The 16,799-nt window shown below is 51.0% G+C and carries 14 protein-coding genes, 3 tRNA genes and 1 riboswitch; of the genes, 7 read left to right on the top strand and 10 right to left on the bottom strand.

All coding sequences use genetic code 11. The features are described 5' to 3' along the window. Positions 1-108 precede the first annotated feature (108 nt). Both PsAD5_RS06855 and PsAD5_RS06850 read left to right on the top strand, forming a co-directional pair. Complete coding sequence (locus tag PsAD5_RS06855; RefSeq protein ID WP_108819076.1) at positions 109-705, top strand: DUF1134 domain-containing protein; 597 nt, start codon at positions 109-111, stop codon at positions 703-705. Positions 706-810: 105 nt separating this feature from the next. Beyond that, positions 811-2,130, top strand: a complete 1,320-nt coding sequence (locus tag PsAD5_RS06850; protein ID WP_063291545.1) for a hypothetical protein — start codon at positions 811-813, stop codon at positions 2,128-2,130. Positions 2,131-2,295: 165 nt separating this feature from the next. Here PsAD5_RS06850 and PsAD5_RS06845 read toward each other — a convergent pair whose 3' ends face one another. Continuing rightward, positions 2,296-3,108, bottom strand: coding sequence for a DeoR/GlpR family DNA-binding transcription regulator (locus tag PsAD5_RS06845; protein WP_057461961.1), 813 nt, complete (start codon positions 3,106-3,108; stop codon positions 2,296-2,298). A 292-nt stretch (positions 3,109-3,400) separates the two neighbouring features. On the opposite strand from PsAD5_RS06845, the gene PsAD5_RS06840 reads away from it, so the two are divergent. Then, entirely contained in the window at positions 3,401-3,670 is a 270-nt protein-coding gene (locus PsAD5_RS06840) for a hypothetical protein (RefSeq protein ID WP_208988525.1), read from the top strand. Positions 3,671-3,863: 193 nt separating this feature from the next. On the opposite strand, the gene PsAD5_RS06835 is transcribed toward PsAD5_RS06840, so the two are convergent. The 4 genes from PsAD5_RS06835 to PsAD5_RS06820 all read right to left on the bottom strand — a co-directional run bounded on the left by PsAD5_RS06835 (position 3,864) and on the right by PsAD5_RS06820 (position 4,678). Then, positions 3,864-3,938: transfer RNA gene (locus tag PsAD5_RS06835), tRNA-Glu, on the bottom strand. A gap of 71 nt (positions 3,939-4,009) precedes the next feature. Then, positions 4,010-4,084: transfer RNA gene (locus PsAD5_RS06830), tRNA-Glu, on the bottom strand. Positions 4,085-4,156: 72 nt separating this feature from the next. Beyond that, positions 4,157-4,231, bottom strand: a tRNA-Glu gene (locus PsAD5_RS06825). A 90-nt stretch (positions 4,232-4,321) separates the two neighbouring features. Beyond that, a complete protein-coding gene (locus PsAD5_RS06820; protein WP_057461963.1) occupies positions 4,322-4,678 on the bottom strand; it encodes a hypothetical protein in 357 nt (118 codons plus the stop codon). On the opposite strand from PsAD5_RS06820, the gene PsAD5_RS06815 reads away from it, so the two are divergent. The 3 genes from PsAD5_RS06815 to PsAD5_RS06805 all read left to right on the top strand — a co-directional run bounded on the left by PsAD5_RS06815 (position 4,677) and on the right by PsAD5_RS06805 (position 9,095). Beyond that, entirely contained in the window at positions 4,677-5,726 is a 1,050-nt protein-coding gene (locus PsAD5_RS06815; protein ID WP_057461964.1) for an RluA family pseudouridine synthase, read from the top strand. The two genes, PsAD5_RS06820 and PsAD5_RS06815, sit on opposite strands and share 2 nt — an antisense overlap. Before the next feature lie 150 nt (positions 5,727-5,876). After that, positions 5,877-6,770, top strand: coding sequence for an RNA polymerase sigma factor RpoH (gene rpoH, locus PsAD5_RS06810; RefSeq protein WP_057461965.1), 894 nt, complete (start codon positions 5,877-5,879; stop codon positions 6,768-6,770). A 261-nt stretch (positions 6,771-7,031) separates the two neighbouring features. Further along, the gene (locus tag PsAD5_RS06805) at positions 7,032-9,095 is read left to right on the top strand and encodes a CHASE2 domain-containing protein (protein WP_063291543.1); all 2,064 of its coding nucleotides are present in this window, start codon (positions 7,032-7,034) and stop codon (positions 9,093-9,095) included. 72 nt (positions 9,096-9,167) lie between these two features. Here the strand turns inward: PsAD5_RS06805 and PsAD5_RS06800 are convergent, their stop codons facing one another. The 4 genes from PsAD5_RS06800 to PsAD5_RS06785 all read right to left on the bottom strand — a co-directional run bounded on the left by PsAD5_RS06800 (position 9,168) and on the right by PsAD5_RS06785 (position 14,351). After that, positions 9,168-10,106: an ABC transporter substrate-binding protein gene (locus tag PsAD5_RS06800; protein WP_063291542.1), complete on the bottom strand. Its 939-nt coding sequence runs from the start codon at positions 10,104-10,106 to the stop codon at positions 9,168-9,170. A 26-nt stretch (positions 10,107-10,132) separates the two neighbouring features. Continuing rightward, entirely contained in the window at positions 10,133-10,843 is a 711-nt protein-coding gene (locus PsAD5_RS06795) for an ABC transporter permease (RefSeq protein ID WP_063291573.1), read from the bottom strand. A 174-nt stretch (positions 10,844-11,017) separates the two neighbouring features. Further along, positions 11,018-11,125: riboswitch (TPP riboswitch) on the bottom strand. Between the two features lie 129 nt (positions 11,126-11,254). Beyond that, a complete protein-coding gene (locus PsAD5_RS06790) occupies positions 11,255-13,021 on the bottom strand; it encodes a hypothetical protein (RefSeq protein ID WP_063291541.1) in 1,767 nt (588 codons plus the stop codon). A gap of 37 nt (positions 13,022-13,058) precedes the next feature. Then, the gene (locus tag PsAD5_RS06785; protein WP_057461970.1) at positions 13,059-14,351 is read right to left on the bottom strand and encodes an adenylosuccinate synthase; all 1,293 of its coding nucleotides are present in this window, start codon (positions 14,349-14,351) and stop codon (positions 13,059-13,061) included. Between the two features lie 367 nt (positions 14,352-14,718). On the opposite strand from PsAD5_RS06785, the gene PsAD5_RS06780 reads away from it, so the two are divergent. Then, positions 14,719-15,639: a DMT family transporter gene (locus tag PsAD5_RS06780; RefSeq protein ID WP_063291540.1), complete on the top strand. Its 921-nt coding sequence runs from the start codon at positions 14,719-14,721 to the stop codon at positions 15,637-15,639. Between the two features lie 68 nt (positions 15,640-15,707). On the opposite strand, the gene PsAD5_RS06775 is transcribed toward PsAD5_RS06780, so the two are convergent. Continuing rightward, the gene (locus PsAD5_RS06775) at positions 15,708-16,754 is read right to left on the bottom strand and encodes a M42 family metallopeptidase (RefSeq protein ID WP_063291539.1); all 1,047 of its coding nucleotides are present in this window, start codon (positions 16,752-16,754) and stop codon (positions 15,708-15,710) included. Positions 16,755-16,799: the final 45 nt, after the last annotated feature.

Below are 16,799 nucleotides of genomic sequence, written 5' to 3'. Positions count from 1 at the left end.
GATGTAAGACACTATAACTTGTTGTACCTAAAAGTTGCACTATGCCCTTAACATTTGAATTGCTCTGAACAATCCAAATTCTCGGGTTTCTTAGAAGGAGACGTTGGCATGATGACGAGCCTGTTCGCCAATCTGCGCAACAAAGCTGCAATCGTCCTTTGCGCCAGTTTCGCACTGCTGGCGCTCAATACACATTCATTTGCGCAATCATCCGTTGATCAGTCGCGATACCACCAAAAAGATATCATCACGGCCGGTGGCGAATTTTTCGGTTCCATCTCCACCGGCCTCGCAAAGGTTGTTGAGCGTGCAGTTCAGCAGTACGGCGAACCAAACGGATATATCCTGGGGCAGGAAGGCTCAGCAGCGTTCTTCGCCGGCGCTGCTTATGGCGAAGGTACACTGTACACTCGCAACGCTGGCAACCATCAGATCTTCTGGCAAGGTCCATCCCTGGGCTTTGATGTTGGCGGTGACGGCGCCCGCGTTATGATGCTGGTCTACGATCTGCCAAGTGTCGATGCCATCTATCGCCGCTATGTTGGCGCTAAGGGCTCAGCCTACCTTGTCGGCGGCTTCGGCATGCAGGTTCTGTCCAACAACGATATCTTCGTTGTGCCTGTTCGTGCAGGCGTTGGCGCTCGCCTTGGCCTCAACATGGGCTATTTGAAATTTACTAGGAAGCCAACATGGAATCCTTTCTGATATAACTAACCCTGCGTTAGTTATATTTTGGCAAGTTAGTGTGTGAGAGAATGCGCTTAAGTCTGCGGCAGTCCCTCACACCGTTCAACAGATCAGGCATAGTTTGTGATTGAAATTGCACTATACATTGCACTGGGTTTCTTCCTCGCGAGCATTCTAGCGCTCGCCGCCCTCCCCTTTATCTGGGGCCGTGCTGTACGCCTCACGCGGAAAGCGATTGAGACGTCCAACCCCATAAGCTATGCCCGTGCCACAATGGCAAAAGACGCATTACGCGCTCAACATGCCATTGCGATCCGTCAGATGGAGGTGCGCCTCGAAGGGATGACGGAAAAACTCGCTGAGAACGCATCTGCCCGTTCAGCAGCTGAAGCCCAACTTGCAGAGCTCAAAGAAGAGCTCTGCGTTGTTCAGCTCAAATCAGCCCGCGAGCGGAAGAACATGGCTCAGAAAGCAACACGCTTCCTCCGCCGTAGAAATCCATCCGAGCCGATCCCGTTCTCTGCAGATGATCGCATCACGACAGAACCCGAAGCAGAAGTTCAGGATGAAGCTGCAGCACAAACTGCAGATCAGACCACGTCCGCTGAGATCATCCAACTCAGCAAACAGGCTGCTGCGGATAAAACACGTGAGCTGGATGCAGAGCTGAAAGAAGAAGAAGTTGCAACCAAACCGATAGGTCCAATCGATACCTCGGACCTACAGGACATGGACAACCCTCTGGCAGAACTGGCAACGCAGATCTCCCAGCAAGTTTCGGAAATGACTGCTGAGTCTGAAACCAAACATCAGCCAACATCTCCAGCAGAAGCCGCCGAACTGGCCTCACGGTCTTTCACAAAACTGAAGAGCCGTTATGGTTCGCTGGAACGAGAGCGCGATAACCTAAAGCACGCGCTTCAACTCGAAAAAGCGGCAAATGAAAAAACTGCCAAGCGCAGCACCAGGAATCCGAACATTAAAACGCCCGAGCCTATGAAAAGCCTAGAAAACGATCTGGACGAAGCAAAAAAAACCATCGAGCAGCTGACAAAGCAGCTTGAGGAGAGAACAAACAGTTCCTCTAAGATCGAAGAAGCCGTCGATCTGCGCAATGAACTGAAAGATTTGGCGGCTCAGATTACAGCGAAGGCAATCTCGGAGAACCCACCACTCTCTGAAAAGTACGACGAAGTCCTGAACGATCTCAGCACGATCGCCGCAGGTGCTCCAAAGGCAGACGCACCAAAGCCGAAACCGACACGTGCCAAGCGCGCACCAGCAAAGCCTCGCACCCGTAAGCCAGCTGCAGCAAGTAAGACAGCCGCGTCAAAAAGCACTCCGGCTGCAAAGGCCGATGATGCAGCACCCGCGCCCCAGTCCGATAAAAATCTGGCGGAGCGTATCGCAGACGCTAGAAAAACCGGAAGCTCGAGCGGTTAAACCCAAATAACTTGATCCAAAGACAAAGGCGCCAAAAGGCGCCTTTTTTGTTTCTTGCAGATCGATCCCGGTTTACGGATAAGAATACGCGGAAAATATAGAGTTAGAGCTTGATGTGTGAATGCGCATGAACTCGACGCGCTCTACACAGCTCCAAGCAGAGGCTTAAGCCTCTGTCGTACTTCGCGAGCCACTACCCGACTCATTTTGAGCCTTACCAGCCACTTCAACCAATCGCACCTCATTGTCAGCCAGCAGCTGCCGGTAGTCCTGAGAAACCAGAGTGTCCGTCACAAACGTATCCACCTGAGCAATATGGCCGATGCGGACAGGCGCCGAACGCTCGAACTTTGTCTGATCAGCCACCAGAATAACGTGCCGTGCGTTCTCAATGATCGCCTGTGCCACGCGCACCTCACGATAATCATAATCCAGAAGCGCTCCGTCACGATCCAGAGCAGAAACACCGATCACAGCATAATCAACCTTAAACTGGCGAATAAAATCTGCAGCCGCCTCACCAACAATGCCGCCGTCAGTTGCGCGCACCAGCCCACCAGAAATGATGACCTCATTTTCTGAGAACGGGCGCAGCGTACTCGCGACATTAAGGTTATTGGTAATGATCATCAGGCCACTGCGCTGGATGAGTGCCCGCGCAACCGCCTCTGTGGTCGTTCCGATATTCACGAACAAAGAAGCTCGATCCGGGATCAGGTCCGCTGCCGCCTGCCCGATAATCTCTTTTTCTTTGCCTGCCAGATCTTTACGAGCAGAGTAGCCAAGGTTTTCAACGCCAAATGCCAAAAGTGCGCCACCATGCACACGGGTCAGCAATCCTTGGTCACTCAACTCTTTCAGGTCTTTACGTATTGTCTGAGGAGACACAGAAAACCGTGTGGCAAGTTCATCAACTTCCACCTTCCCGGTCTCTCGGGCAATATCAAGAATAGAGTTGTGGCGCGAAACCAGCATCATGAATCAAGTCCGATAATTTTTTTGTACATTGCCATCAGTCTATAATCTGCGATGTTTCACAGTACTATAGCCAAAAGCACAGAAGCATCCAGACGACTATTAGATGAGTTCAAAACAAAAGTCCTCTTGCCTCTGCTCCCCTACTCTTAGTACTAATACGTCACAAAAAGGGGACAAGCTGCAACTTTTTCCATCTTTGTCATGATACCGCCCAAAGAAGCCCGTTAAAGCTCACGCGGATCAATACACTGTCTTATCAAAGTTCAGCTAAAAAAGCGAAGAGGGACAAACTGTGACTCGCGTAATGGAACGGCCATACAGTGCCAATAGGTTTGCTGGCAAGAAACCGGCTGCACTGAAAAGCAAACTCCAGACTGCTGAGGCTCGCATCGAAGTTCTTGATGACATCGATGCCCTGAAAGAAATGAATGCTCAACTCAGCGAAAGCCTGGCAAAAACCGTTAGCAATGAATCTCAGACAGACGAAAAACTCTGGGCTGATGTTGACGGGGACAAAGAAGACCATCACCTGGGTGCAGGACTAAACGGCCGCTGGTTCTAAATCACGTCCCAGGACTGCTTGCTGCAAAACACCAATTCGCAATCTCGAAGTGCTGCATCCCCCTATCTAGGGGAACCAAGACCACATCTTCTTCTTTGCAAAATCGCGGATCATATAGCTCAAACACAACGCATACGTCGTGAGAAAAACTCTGCGCTCAGATTTATCAAAGATGTATTGGGGAGATAAAAAGTGGTACGCCCAAGGGGAATCGAACCCCTGTTTCCGCCGTGAAAGGGCGGCGTCCTAACCGCTAGACGATGGGCGCTCACAAAGTGAGAGAACTCTTTCAAGCTCGGTCTTCAAGCAGATAACCACTCGGTATTGAGAAGACAACTATGGTACGCCCAAGGGGAATCGAACCCCTGTTTCCGCCGTGAAAGGGCGGCGTCCTAACCGCTAGACGATGGGCGCTCACATAGTGAGAAGACTTTTCATAGTCTTGTCTTCAAGCAGATAACTGCCTGGTATCGCAATAGAAGCCTTTGGTACGCCCAAGGGGAATCGAACCCCTGTTTCCGCCGTGAAAGGGCGGCGTCCTAACCGCTAGACGATGGGCGCCTAGGCTTCGCTTTCGCGATGGACGGGGGTATATTGGCTAATCCCCCGCTTGGCAAGCCCCCTCCTCGAAAGAAAAGGGGGTTTATCCACCTATCTCGCAACAAAATCCGTACGTGCGATTTTTCGTCCGGTGACAGGATCAACATAGACAAGAGCCTGCGTCGGACCTTCTTTGATCAGCATCACCAGATTTCCGTCCATCTGAGTAACAGATATAACCTGTGCTTCAGGGCCAATCGCAATTGTTGCAGCAATACTATCTGCGCTAACATTGGAATTGCCGGCGTTAATCTTATAGAAGATAGCCGCAAAGACAGCTAATAAGCCAAGCACCATGACAAGGCTTGATCCCATCAGGAGGCGACGTAACTTCCCTTGAAGCCTCAAAGCTGCTGGATCAAGTTCGTTCTGTACAGTCTCATCGCTGTCAGTATTAGGATCACGCATGAACGATAAATCTCCTGAGGGCACCCAGCCACTCACAAACTCTGTAATTGCCGACGAGCAGCAACCAACAGTCATCACCCCGGAGCCGGAAGATACCGGTCGCCGCTTGGATGCTGTGCTTGCTGCGCATATAGATGACTTCAGTCGCAACCGACTTCAAGCCTTGATCCGGGCTGGTCAGGTTCAAATTGGCCAGCGCACGGTGTTGGAGCCTAAATATAGAGTCTGTGCCGGAGATACAATCACTCTTATTGTTCCAGAGCCGGAAGACGCAGAACCGCAGCCAGAGGACATCCCGCTCAATATCGTTTTTGAGGATGACGACCTGATCGTCATCGACAAACCTGCGGGCCTTGTTGTGCATCCAGGTGCCGGAAACCCAACGGGCACACTGGTCAACGCCTTGATTCACCACTGCGGTTCATCTTTGTCTGGTATTGGCGGCGTCAAGCGCCCTGGCATCGTTCATCGCATCGATAAAGACACAACAGGTCTGCTCGTTGTTGCTAAAAACGACATGGCCCATCAGGGCCTCGCAGCTCAGTTTGCCGACCATGGCAAAACCGGCCCACTGGAGCGCGCTTATAAGGCTCTTGTCTGGGGTGCCCCAACAGCACCAAAAGGCACAGTAGACGCCAACCTTGCCCGCTCAACGGCAAACCGGCAGAAAATCTCGGTGCTGAAAACCGGCGGTCGCCACGCCATCACTCACTGGCAGGTGCAGGAACGGTTTGGCCCTCAGGATGCAGCACCCGTTGCAAGCTTGATCGAGTGCCGTCTGGAAACAGGCAGAACCCACCAGATCCGCGTACACATGTCCCACATCGGAAATCCGCTAATAGGTGATATGGATTACGGTTCCGGATTCAGAACCAAATACAATAAATTCCAAGAACCACTGAAAACCCAGTTGGCGGATTTCAAGCGACAGGCCCTGCATGCAGGACTTTTGGCGTTTGCGCACCCAAGAACGCAGGAATTCATGAAGTTTGAATCGGAGTTACCCGCTGATTTTGCTGGTATTCTTCAATCATTACGAAAAATTTAGGCCAAAAAGATTGCCGATCTGGTAGCGTTTTGGCCACAATGTTCCCATATAGACACTTCAGGTGCGCTTCATCTGAAGGCACCAATGTGTGTTTGCCGAAAAGCCTGATCCTTCGATCAGGCGGGAACACCAAGCAAGGAGGGGTGCTTTATGGCCCGTAACCTACCAGCCCTCACGGGTGGCGAAGGCGGTTTAAGCCGCTATTTAGATGAGATTAGAAAATTCCCGATGCTTCAGCCGCAGGAAGAGTACATGCTCGCCAAGCGCTACCGGGAACACGACGAACCTAAAGCTGCTGAAAGACTTGTAAATTCTCACCTGCGCCTCGTTGCAAAAATTGCAATGGGCTACCGTGGCTATGGCTTGCCTCTGGGCGAAGTTATCTCAGAAGGTAACGTTGGTCTGATGCAGGCTGTAAAACGCTTTGAACCGGACAAAGGCTTCCGTCTGGCAACCTACGCCATGTGGTGGATCAAGGCTTCCATTCAGGAATACATCCTGCGCACATGGTCGCTCGTTAAAATGGGCACCACAGCAAACCAGAAGCGCCTGTTCTTCAACCTGCGTCGCGTCAAAGGCAAAATTCAGGCGTTTGAAGATGGTGATCTGCGTCCGGATCAGGTCCAGCACATTGCGACAACTCTCGGTGTAACCGAGAAAGAAGTTGTTTCCATGAACCGCCGTCTGGGTGGCGACTCTTCCCTGAACGCACCTCTGCGCTCCAGCGAAGGTGAATCCAGCGAGTGGCAGGATTGGCTCGTGGATGATGCCGAGAGTCAGGAAGCAGTTCTGGCTGAGCAGGAAGAATACGATGTCCGCCGCGATATGCTGAAAAACGCAATGGGCGTACTGAACGAGCGCGAGACCCGCATTTTTGAAGCTCGTCGACTTTCTGAAAGCCCGATCACTCTGGAAGAACTCTCGACCGAGTTTGGCGTAAGCCGCGAGCGTGTACGCCAGATTGAAGTGCGTGCTTTTGAGAAGGTTCAAAAGGCCGTTCAGGAAAGCGCCATGGCAATGGCAGGTCATGAGGCAGGTGCATAAAGTGTGCTCCCCTCACGGGGCTACCGATTTCTCAGGTAAGGCTAAAACTTAAAGCAACTCACGTAGTCAACATGGCTGCAAAGTGCTTTAAGACGCTCAGCTGCATAAAAGTTGAGTTGAATTAACTTAAAATACAAATCAACTGTAGGAACACCCTTTTAAATAAACAGCTAAGCTTGTCGTCCCCTCAGAGCTTTCCTAAGGTTAATGATGAGGGGAATTTATGTGAGTTGGGTCACTTCCCCTTTTGGGGGGAATTACATGTTCGGCTCTAGCTGGCTGTCACAAACCAACCGTGCACTTGCAGCGGTTGTATCCTGTCTATTCATTGCAATAGCAATACTTGTCCGTACCCTATACCCGCAGGTACTGGATAACGTCGGATATCTCAGCCAAAACGCGCTGCAATTGGCATGGCCAAACACAACTTCTACGCCGCCAGTTTACACGATCCATCTTACGCCAGAATCAATCCAGCAAACGCAGGAGCCGATATATCAGCGTCTGGAGCTTGCACAAATCCTTCAAAAACTGGGGGAGTATAATCCCAAGCTTCTGATTATAGATGCAGACTTCAGAAAAGCCGATCCAACCTCCCCCACCTTAAGAAGTAGAATCTACGACGATCTGCAGCCCTCCTTGAGGGCAACTTATCCAAATCACGACCTGCTCTTACAAACCATCATCTCTCATTACCCAGTCCTGCTCAGCAGACCGTTGAGCGAGGCCGTAGCTGAAAAACCTCCTCTTTCCAACTACATAAGGTTCTCGCAGGCCACAGGGTATCAAAGCGACACCCAATACGCATACGGTTCAAATGCGCTGTTCTATCCACTTCAACTCCAAAGCGACACAGCGCAGTTGCCATCTCTCGCATTAGCGGCATGGAGCCTGTCCAATCAGACAAACACGCAACCGTTCCAAGTCACGCAAGCAGAAGATGGCTATCAGCTAAAAAGCACTGATATCCAAATTCCTGTCACTGAAGAGACGGAAATGCTGGTGTTCAAAACAAACAATGCCAGCAATTTCATCCTTGCGGCGAGCGATGTCTTAAAGAACAGAGTATCCTCCAAACTCTGGCCACCAGCTTCTGGAAGTCAGTTCGTCATAGGCACTCAGGACAGAAGTTCAGAACGACATGCACAGGCACTGCAAACACTTCAGTCTGGCAACTTCCTCAATGTATCCACCTGGGCACAATATGCTGAAATCCTGGCACTAATCGGATTTGGCATCGCCATTGCGATCATATCCGCCACGCAAGGTTTCTGGTTAAGTCTGTCACTTACAGGCGTCGCTGTCTTGGTCATCAACGGAGTTGCATTCCACCAATTCGCTCTGCAAAACACCGTCCTTGAGCCATTCTTCCCATCCTTCGTTGTCCTGCTGATATTCGCTTTCTCCTGCACAATCCGGCGTGTGACATTCAAGAGTCACAGAAACCAAACAACTGAACGATTTGCAGGAATTCTTTCTCCCAAACAAATGCAAAAAGTACTCGCGAAGTCAGAGCAACTCCCTCTTGAGGGTCAGCAACGTGAAATCACGAGCCTCTCGACACGTTTGAGGCACTTTCACCGGTATTATGAGGGTTTGTCTCCTCAGGATCTCGCAGGCTTCTCCAACGGCTTCCAAACAGCTCATCTCGATGAAGTGCATATCCACGATGGTACACTGAACACGCTGAGCACATCCGGCTTGAACGCTTACTGGAACGCGCCGCTCGATGATCCATTCCACGCTGCTCATGCCGGTCGAACAGCGATTGAAATGCAGAAGCAAATGAAGCGCTTCAATCTCAAGGACCGGTTCAACTTCAACCAGAAAAATATGAAGGACCACGCGGTCACAATCGATATCGGCATCTCAACCGGCCTGGCAACGCTTGGCGAAACAGGTACACGGCGTCATTTCAGGTACGCCCCGCTCGGTAAATGCGTTGATTTAGCAGAAGATTTAGCCCGTCATTGCAAAGATGCCGGTCATAGCGTTCTTATGTGCGAAACCACACGCGGTCAGATGCCTGAACTGGCAGCTTTGGAGACAATTCCAGTCAAAACCAGCCGTTACCAGATGCGTTCGTTTGCGTTGCTAGGTGATCCGTCGCTCGCCTTCTCAGAAAACTTCCTCAAGCTCAAGAACGTCCACTGCAACATGGTCTTCGCGCTGTTTGAGGAGAATGACAAGAAGAAAGCCCTGACACTGGTAGATGAATGCAAATCACTCTCTGAGGGCGAGTACAACACCATCTATGCTGCTTTTGAGAAATACATCCTTAGCGATCTGGCTCAACACGAAGCGGTCAAGGATGCAGCGCAATAACGGCATTTGGCCTGCAAATAAAAAGAGCCCCCGAAACTCGGAGGCTCAAATTTTAGTTTAGACCTATACCGGTTAGCGCAGTTCAACCGCGTAGGTTTCAACTGGAGGCGCTGTTTTAATGAGCCCCTGCTCAATCAGAAAGTTTGCAAACCGTTCATAGCGACCATTGTCCAAAGCAGCTGGACGGCTGGCAAAACGCGGCAGAGTATCCGCCCAGGCACGCTTGTTCAGCTCATCATCCAGATTTGGATAGATCTCAAGGAAGCTCTTCCAGGAGTCCTGCGGATTATTAAGCAGATAAACGGTAGCTGCCTCAATCGCATTGATGAACTTCTTCAAACGCGGATCATCCAGCTTGTCTTTGTGAGCCACATAAATCAGCTCATCATAGACAGGCACACCGTTCTCTTCAGGATAAAACGCGCGACCTTTCGCACCTTCAATCTCCATCTGGTTCAGCTCGAAGTTACGATAACCACCAATCACCGCATCAACCTGCCCAGCCATCAAAGATGGTGAGAGCGAGAAGTTTACGTTGATCAGCTCCACATCATCAGAACTTAGACCTGCATTGGAAAGCATCTTCCCAAGCATGGCGTTCTCAAACCCGGATGTGGAATAACCAATACGCTTGCCTTTCAGGTCTGCAATCTCCTTGATCGGTCCGTTTTCCAAAACAATTAGCGTGTTCAGAGGTGTAGAGACCAGCGTCCCGATCCGCATCAACGGCATGCCCTCATCAATCTGAGGGTGCAACGTCTGCTGATAGGAAACCGCAATATCACCCTGCCCTGCTGCAACAAGCTTTGGTGGCATGGAAGGATCAGCAGGCTCAATCAGCTCAACATCAAGGCCCTCTTTTTCAAAGAAACCCCGTGCCTTGGCAACCACGATTGGTGCATGGTCTGGATTCGCAAACCAATCCAGCAACACAGTCAGCTTGTCCGCTGCTTGCACTTGAAGCGTGCTCGCAAGCATTGCCGCACCAAACAGCATACCTAGTTTTTTCATAAGGTTACGTCCTCATACTCTGAGACCTAGATCTCTTTCTGCCAATAGATCATCCGAGAAGTGGCGAACTCAACAACTGCCCTCAGGCTCAACACCATCACCGCAAGCAAAATCAACGCCGCAAACATCGTCGCTGTTTGCATGCGTGCATTGGATTGCAACATGATGAAAGCTAGTCCCCCTTTTGCACCAACCCACTCTCCAACCACCGCCCCAATAGGAGCGAACACCGCTGCAATGCGCATACCAGAAGCCAGAGATGGCAAGGCGGCTGGAATGCGAATGTAGCGAAGTGTTTGCCAGCGGTTCAGACCGTGCAGCTTGCCAAGGTCGAGCAGTGATTGATCAGTCCTGCGCAAACCATCGAAGAAGGTCGAGGTCACAGAAAAGAAGATCACAATCACGGCCATCACAACCTTGGAGGCGAGCCCAAAGCCGAACCACAGCACCAGAAGCGGTGCAATTGCAAACACAGGAAGAGATTGGGTCGCTGCAATCGGAGGCAGCAGAAACAGGCGTATCCGAGGAGACACTGCCAGCAAAACAGCCAGCGAAGCTCCAGCGCTCACGCCAAAGAGAAAACCGAGAACAGTCTCCCAAGCGGTAATGCCTGCATGATGCAGCAGAAAGACGCCCTGATTGAGAAAAGCGGAAAAAACCGCCGCCGGACCTGGCAAGAGAAACGGAGGAAACTCTCCAATCCGAACCACACTTTCCCAAATGGCGATAAAAAGCAAAATCCCGAAAAGACTTCGGAGAATTCGTTTCAAAGCTCGCTTCAGCATGCAGACTCCCAACAATGGTATTGGGCATCACAAACAGGCGGAAGAACGGAGCTACATTAGCTCTCTGGGATGTTTTCAGCACAGGAGCTCCCGTTACAGCAAAATGCAAACATGGAGATCCGGGAAGAATGGCTCAGGTCCCGTCCCTTCGCCGGCATTACCCGGATCAGGTTCAAAGGGTTTAGCTCATCGCAATCTCAGCTTTTCGAAAGAAAAGCACCCCTCGGAATAGCAAGGAACATGCGCGTTTCTGCTGAAGGATGCAAGCAGATTTTGCTCTGACGGACGACAGCATAATGAAAAAGGCCTCAGCTCTGAGAGAGCCAAGGCCTTTGAAATCTAATCTAAATATCTGAAACTAGATTACTTCCAGCTCTTGATTGCCTCTGCGATAACTTTGTTGCCGGTTGTACCTTTTTCAAAGGTCAACATTGCACGGCGACCGCTGTTATACAGCAGTGGAACATCAATCCACTCACGCTCAGAAAGACGCTTCAGGTTCTTTGCTTTTTCTTCATCACTGTCAGACAGCGCAATCCAGAAGAGAGTGTCAGAAACCTTCACGGCAGCACCATCAAGCGGATCACCTGCTTCGGACTCTGTCTTCTTCAGGATCAGGCCAGGCACCTTCTCAACACCTTTGCCATCAAATCCTTCTGGGAAGATGAAGTTCAGCTCAAGCAGATGGCTGGCTGGCAAAGACTGATCACTATTCGGCTTCAACGTCATCTCAACAGAGAAGTTACGAGATGGCAGCGTCGCAACAGCCTTGATGACAGAATCGCCATTAGCTTCATCCAATGACCAAACAACGTTCCCGCGTGATGCAGAACCTGCCGCACCCGGCGTCAAAGCCTCTTCGTAAAGTATGCTCTGTTGTGCAACAGGAGAAACCGCAGCTTCGGTTCCAATGGTTTCAGCAGGTGGTACAGAATTGGTCTCAACTGCAGTACTCTGCTGTGCAGGTTCGGTCACCGGCAAAACCTGCGCAGAAGGCGTGTCTTCTACCGGTGCTGCTGGAGCTTCGACCACACGCACGACTGGAGGCTCAGTTACTGCCTCGGTTGGCGCTGCGCTGGAAGAATTCCGGGTAATCCGGGTAGTCTGCACCCGTGTCGCATCCGGAGAAACCTTTGCCCCTTCATCTGATGGCAACAAGCGGTCAGTGTTCTTCTTTGGCGTGCGTTCCGGCTGAACCCGAAGCGGCTCATCTTCATTAGAAGGTGCGCTCTCTGGCGCAACAGTCTCACCGGTTTCAACTGGAAGCACTAAAGAGAGAATAACATCGCGCAGACTATAGACACCTGCGGTAACGCCCAAGATTATCAGTATGACCACAATGATGCCGACAATACCCGATGTATTGGAAGGCTTCAGCCCTTCTTCCTGCTCAATCGCATCGCCAACGCGCTGCGCAACGGCTGGCTTGCGGGAGGAAGCAGGCTTACGGCTTGTCTTTGGCTTAACCTTGGCAGGCTCATCGATCTCAGGACGCGACTTACTTTTTGTTTCCAGCTTGGTTCGGCGTGCCTCACCCGGCACCCAAGAGCGCTCTTCTGCGCTCGTCTCAACAGCACCTTTGGTTGGCAGAGACGCAGCAGGTTCACCCGTCTCTTTGTCATCCATGGAGCCAAGGTCAGGCTCTTTGCGCTCGCTGGAAGCTTCAGGCAGCTGATCACGCGCCATCTGATTGGCTTGATGTGCGGCGTTGCCGAGATCCTGAGCAGCACGAACCGCCTCTTTAAACACGTCTGCTTTAGCAGCAGGTGCTTTCGGCTCATCGCGCGCTGGAGTATCGGCCTTTGTACCTGCCTTAGGCGTATCGCCAGCGGGTGAAGATGCAGCAGAGATTTCTGGAGCTGCAGGTTTTGGAGCACTTGGAGCTGGGGTGGTTTTAGACCGCCCCAACCCGAGAGACTCACGAGCAGCTTCCGCTTCGACCTTACGAATGGCCTCTTCAAGCTTCAGCTGCTCCTCAGTGATCTGGGAGGGAGACAGAGGTGGGTCGTAACTTTTAAGTTGCTTTACAATTGCATTCCGCGCGCGTTGATAAACTGCCCGCCGTGCAGAACCTGTGTTCTCTTGTAAACCAGCTACCGCTTTTTTTAGAACGGAATTGTAGTCCGCCATTTAACTGCCCATTGCCCCCAGAGCTTCATTTCAAGACTTAATCCTGGAATGGATTCTGAACCAGGATTGTGTCATCACGTTCAGGGCTTGTTGATAACAGAGCAACCGGAGCACCAATCAGCTCTTCAACATGCCGAACGTATTTCACAGCTTGTGCTGGCAATTCTGCCCAAGTCCGTGCGCCTTTGGTCGTTTCCTTCCAACCAGGCAGGGTCTCATAAATAGGAACAACCCGCGCCTGAGCACCTTGAGATGCCGGAAGGTAATCGATTCGCTCACCATCTAGCTCATAACCAACACAAATCTTAATTTCATCCAGTCCGTCCAAAACGTCAAGCTTTGTCAATGCAATCCCATTGATTCCGCTGGTGCAAACGGTTTGACGGACAATCACTGCATCAAACCAGCCACACCGACGACGACGACCAGTGTTCGTTCCAAACTCGTGCCCACGGGTACCGAGGAACTCACCAACTTCATTCTGCTGTTCGGTTGGGAATGGACCTTCACCTACACGAGTAGTGTAAGCTTTGGTGATACCCAGAACGTAATCGATGGAGTTTGGACCCAGACCACTACCAGCAGCAGCCTGACCTGCAACTGTATTGGAGGAGGTTACAAACGGATAAGTGCCGTGGTCGTTGTCCAGCAGCGCGCCCTGCGCACCTTCAAACAACAAACGCTTACCTTCACGACGCGCTTTGTCCAGCATGTACCAGGCTTTATCCATGTACGGCAGGATCTTATCAGCTACGTCTTCCAGCTCTTTGTAGATGGTCTCAGCAGAGATCTCATCGCGACCCAGACCGCGCAGAATAGCGTTGTGGTGGGTCAGCAGACGATCAATCTTGGCTGGCAGCGTGCTCATGTTTGCCAGGTCCATCACGCGAATTGCACGACGACCGACTTTATCTTCATAAGCAGGGCCGATACCGCGTTTGGTGGTACCGATTTTGGTGCCTGCCGGGCTTGCATCTTCACGCAAAGCATCAAGCTCGCGGTGCAGGCTCAAAATAAGAGTAGCATTGTCAGCAACACGCAGGATTTCCGGGGAGATCTTAACGCCCTGCTCTTCAAGACGTGCAATCTCAGCAACCAGTGCATGAGGGTCAATCACAACGCCATTGCCAATGACAGAAAGTTTCCCACGAACAACACCAGATGGCAGCAGTGCCAGCTTGTAGCTCGTTCCGTCAATTACAAGCGTATGACCTGCATTGTGTCCGCCTTGGAAGCGTACAACGATGTCGGCTTGCTCAGAGAGCCAATCGACAAGTTTACCCTTACCTTCGTCACCCCATTGTGACCCAACTACGACAACGTTGGCCATGATTCTTCAGCCCTCCTGCGGCTGCCAGCGTATTCCTAAAATACGCCGTCATACGATTTGCTATTTCTGTATAAAGTGGCTTGCCAGCTCAGAATGCAAATCGTGAGAGACAACATAAGAAACCCCGGCGTAAGAGCCGGGGCGCAGTTACAGCGCCTTATAATCTGTCAATCTCTTAAATACGAGCCCTTTTCCTTCAAAATTAGGCCAAGACTGTAATTTTTGCGATCAGAGTGAACCTCTGTTGATTGTTTTACTCGCAAATCGGGTGGTACAGGCACAACAGCAAGTGATATTACTAGCGTAAGTTCCAATTTCTCATTTTTTGCAATTCCTGCAAGAAATTTCACTAAGTTGAATACGCTTTATGAACGCACAAAAACTTGACTGGCTGGGCTGGTCTATTCTTCTATTGCTGGGCACCCTGTGGGGTGGCGCATTTTTCTTTGCCAAAGTCGCGGTTGCAGAATTTAATCCCATCACACTTGTTTTCTTAAGAGTAGCAATCGCAGCACTCGCCATGTGGGGCTTCTTACTCATCTCAAAGCAGTCCATACCGCTCTCTACAAAATGGATTGGCAGCTTCCTCCTGCTGGGCTTCTTAAATAACGTAGTCCCCTTCTCCCTCATCTTTTGGGGGCAGCAATACATTGCCTCCGGATTAGCATCCGTGCTCAACGCCTTCACACCCATCTTCACGATGATTGTCATGCAGGTCCTCAGCAATGAGGAGAAGCTGACAGCAACCAAGCTCATCGCGGCAGTGATCGGGGTTATCGGAGTTGCCATCATGGTTGGCAGTGATGCTCTAAGCGGTGCCAGCAATCAGGTTTGGCCTCAGCTCGCAGTTTTAGGGGCCGCTCTCTCGTATGCATTCGCCGCGTTCATCATCATGCGCCTCAAAAAGCTACCACCAGCAGCTCTGGCAACCGGCCAGCTCTCCGCTTCAACAATCTTGCTGATACCTGCGCTTATTTATACAGCGCCAACTCAGCAACTGATGGAGGCATCCGCTTCAACATGGGCAAGCGTTCTCGTTCTCGCTCTCGCTTGCACTGCTTTTGCTTACATCCTGTACTTCCAGCTTTTCAAACTCGCAGGAGCAACCAACGCAGCTTCTGTCACGCTTGTAATACCAGTCAGCGCAATCATTCTGGGCGCAATTTTCCTGAATGAACGCCTCGAAGCCAACCACTGGATTGGCATGGCAGCAATCTTCATTGCACTGCTACTGATCGATGGTCGCTTAACCAGCAAATGGATAGGCAAGAAACAAGCAATCGCATAACAAAAATGCCTCCAGACCCTACCACAGTTAGGATCTGGAGGCTTCTTATTAAGCAACAGTCAGCGGTATCAGCAGCGCTTCAGATAAGCAGCCAAAATATCGCGTGCAGCAAGCAGATCACTCTTATCAATCATCTCGGTCACTGTGTGCACATAACGAGTGCCAACCATGATACCGACTGCTTTAGCACCAGCAGCGGCTTGCTGAGCTGCTGCCCCATCCTGCCCACCACCGTTTAACATGGTGCGCTGGTATGGAATTTCTTCTTCAATAGCCAGATTTTCGATTTCTTTCACAAGTTCCAGGTCAGCAATGAACCAACCGTCCTTCACGTGAAGCCCAAAACCTTTACCTTGCTCAGTCGTTTGATCTTGCTCCGGCACCCCTGGCGTATCACAGGAAAGCGTAATATCAACGCCAAGACCAATATCCGGTTTAATGGCATAGGCCGCAGTCTTCGCACCGCGCAGCCCAACCTCTTCTTGACAGGTAAAAGCGACATAGATTTCGCAGGAATGATCCGCATCGCCAAGCGCACGCATAGCTTCAATGCCAAGCCAGCATGCAACCCGGTTATCCATCGCTTTGGAGACAACCTTTTCACCCATCTCGATCAGCGGCTCATCAAGAGTGACCATGTCACCAACCTTGACCACTTCCCCGGTCTTCTTACCTAAACCAAGATCGATGATGAACTCAGTAACTTGAGGGATCTTTTTGCGCTCTTCAGGCGGAGCAATGTGAACCGGTCGCCCGGCTGGATTCATCACCGCCTTCAGATCACCCTCATCTGTGGAGACCAGCACGCGACGGGAGAAGAGATTGCGTGCATCAAAACCGCCAACCGGCTGTACATAGACAAAGCCTTTCTCGGTAATATGCGAAACAAGGAAGCCAATCTCGTCCATATGGCAGAGCAGCATAACCTTTTTTGGCTTCTCACCATTTTCAGGCGCTTTGCGTGCATCACGGCGGCAGATAAGAGACCCCATGGCATCCGTTTGAACATCATCAAACAGGCCTTCAATCTCTTTCAGAATAATCTCGCGTACTCGATGCTCATGCCCAGGAACGCCGGGGGTTTCACAGAGACGGCGCAGCAGATCAATATTCATAATAGCTTTCTACTTCAAAATGGAACCAGCCTGCATCATGGAGCC

Origin of the sequence: Pseudovibrio sp. Ad5 (assembly GCF_001623095.1) — a bacterium.
Classification (GTDB): Bacteria; Pseudomonadota; Alphaproteobacteria; order Rhizobiales; family Stappiaceae; genus Pseudovibrio.
The sequence above is the reverse complement of the archived record's forward strand: the minus strand, read 5'-3'. Positions and strand labels throughout refer to the sequence as shown.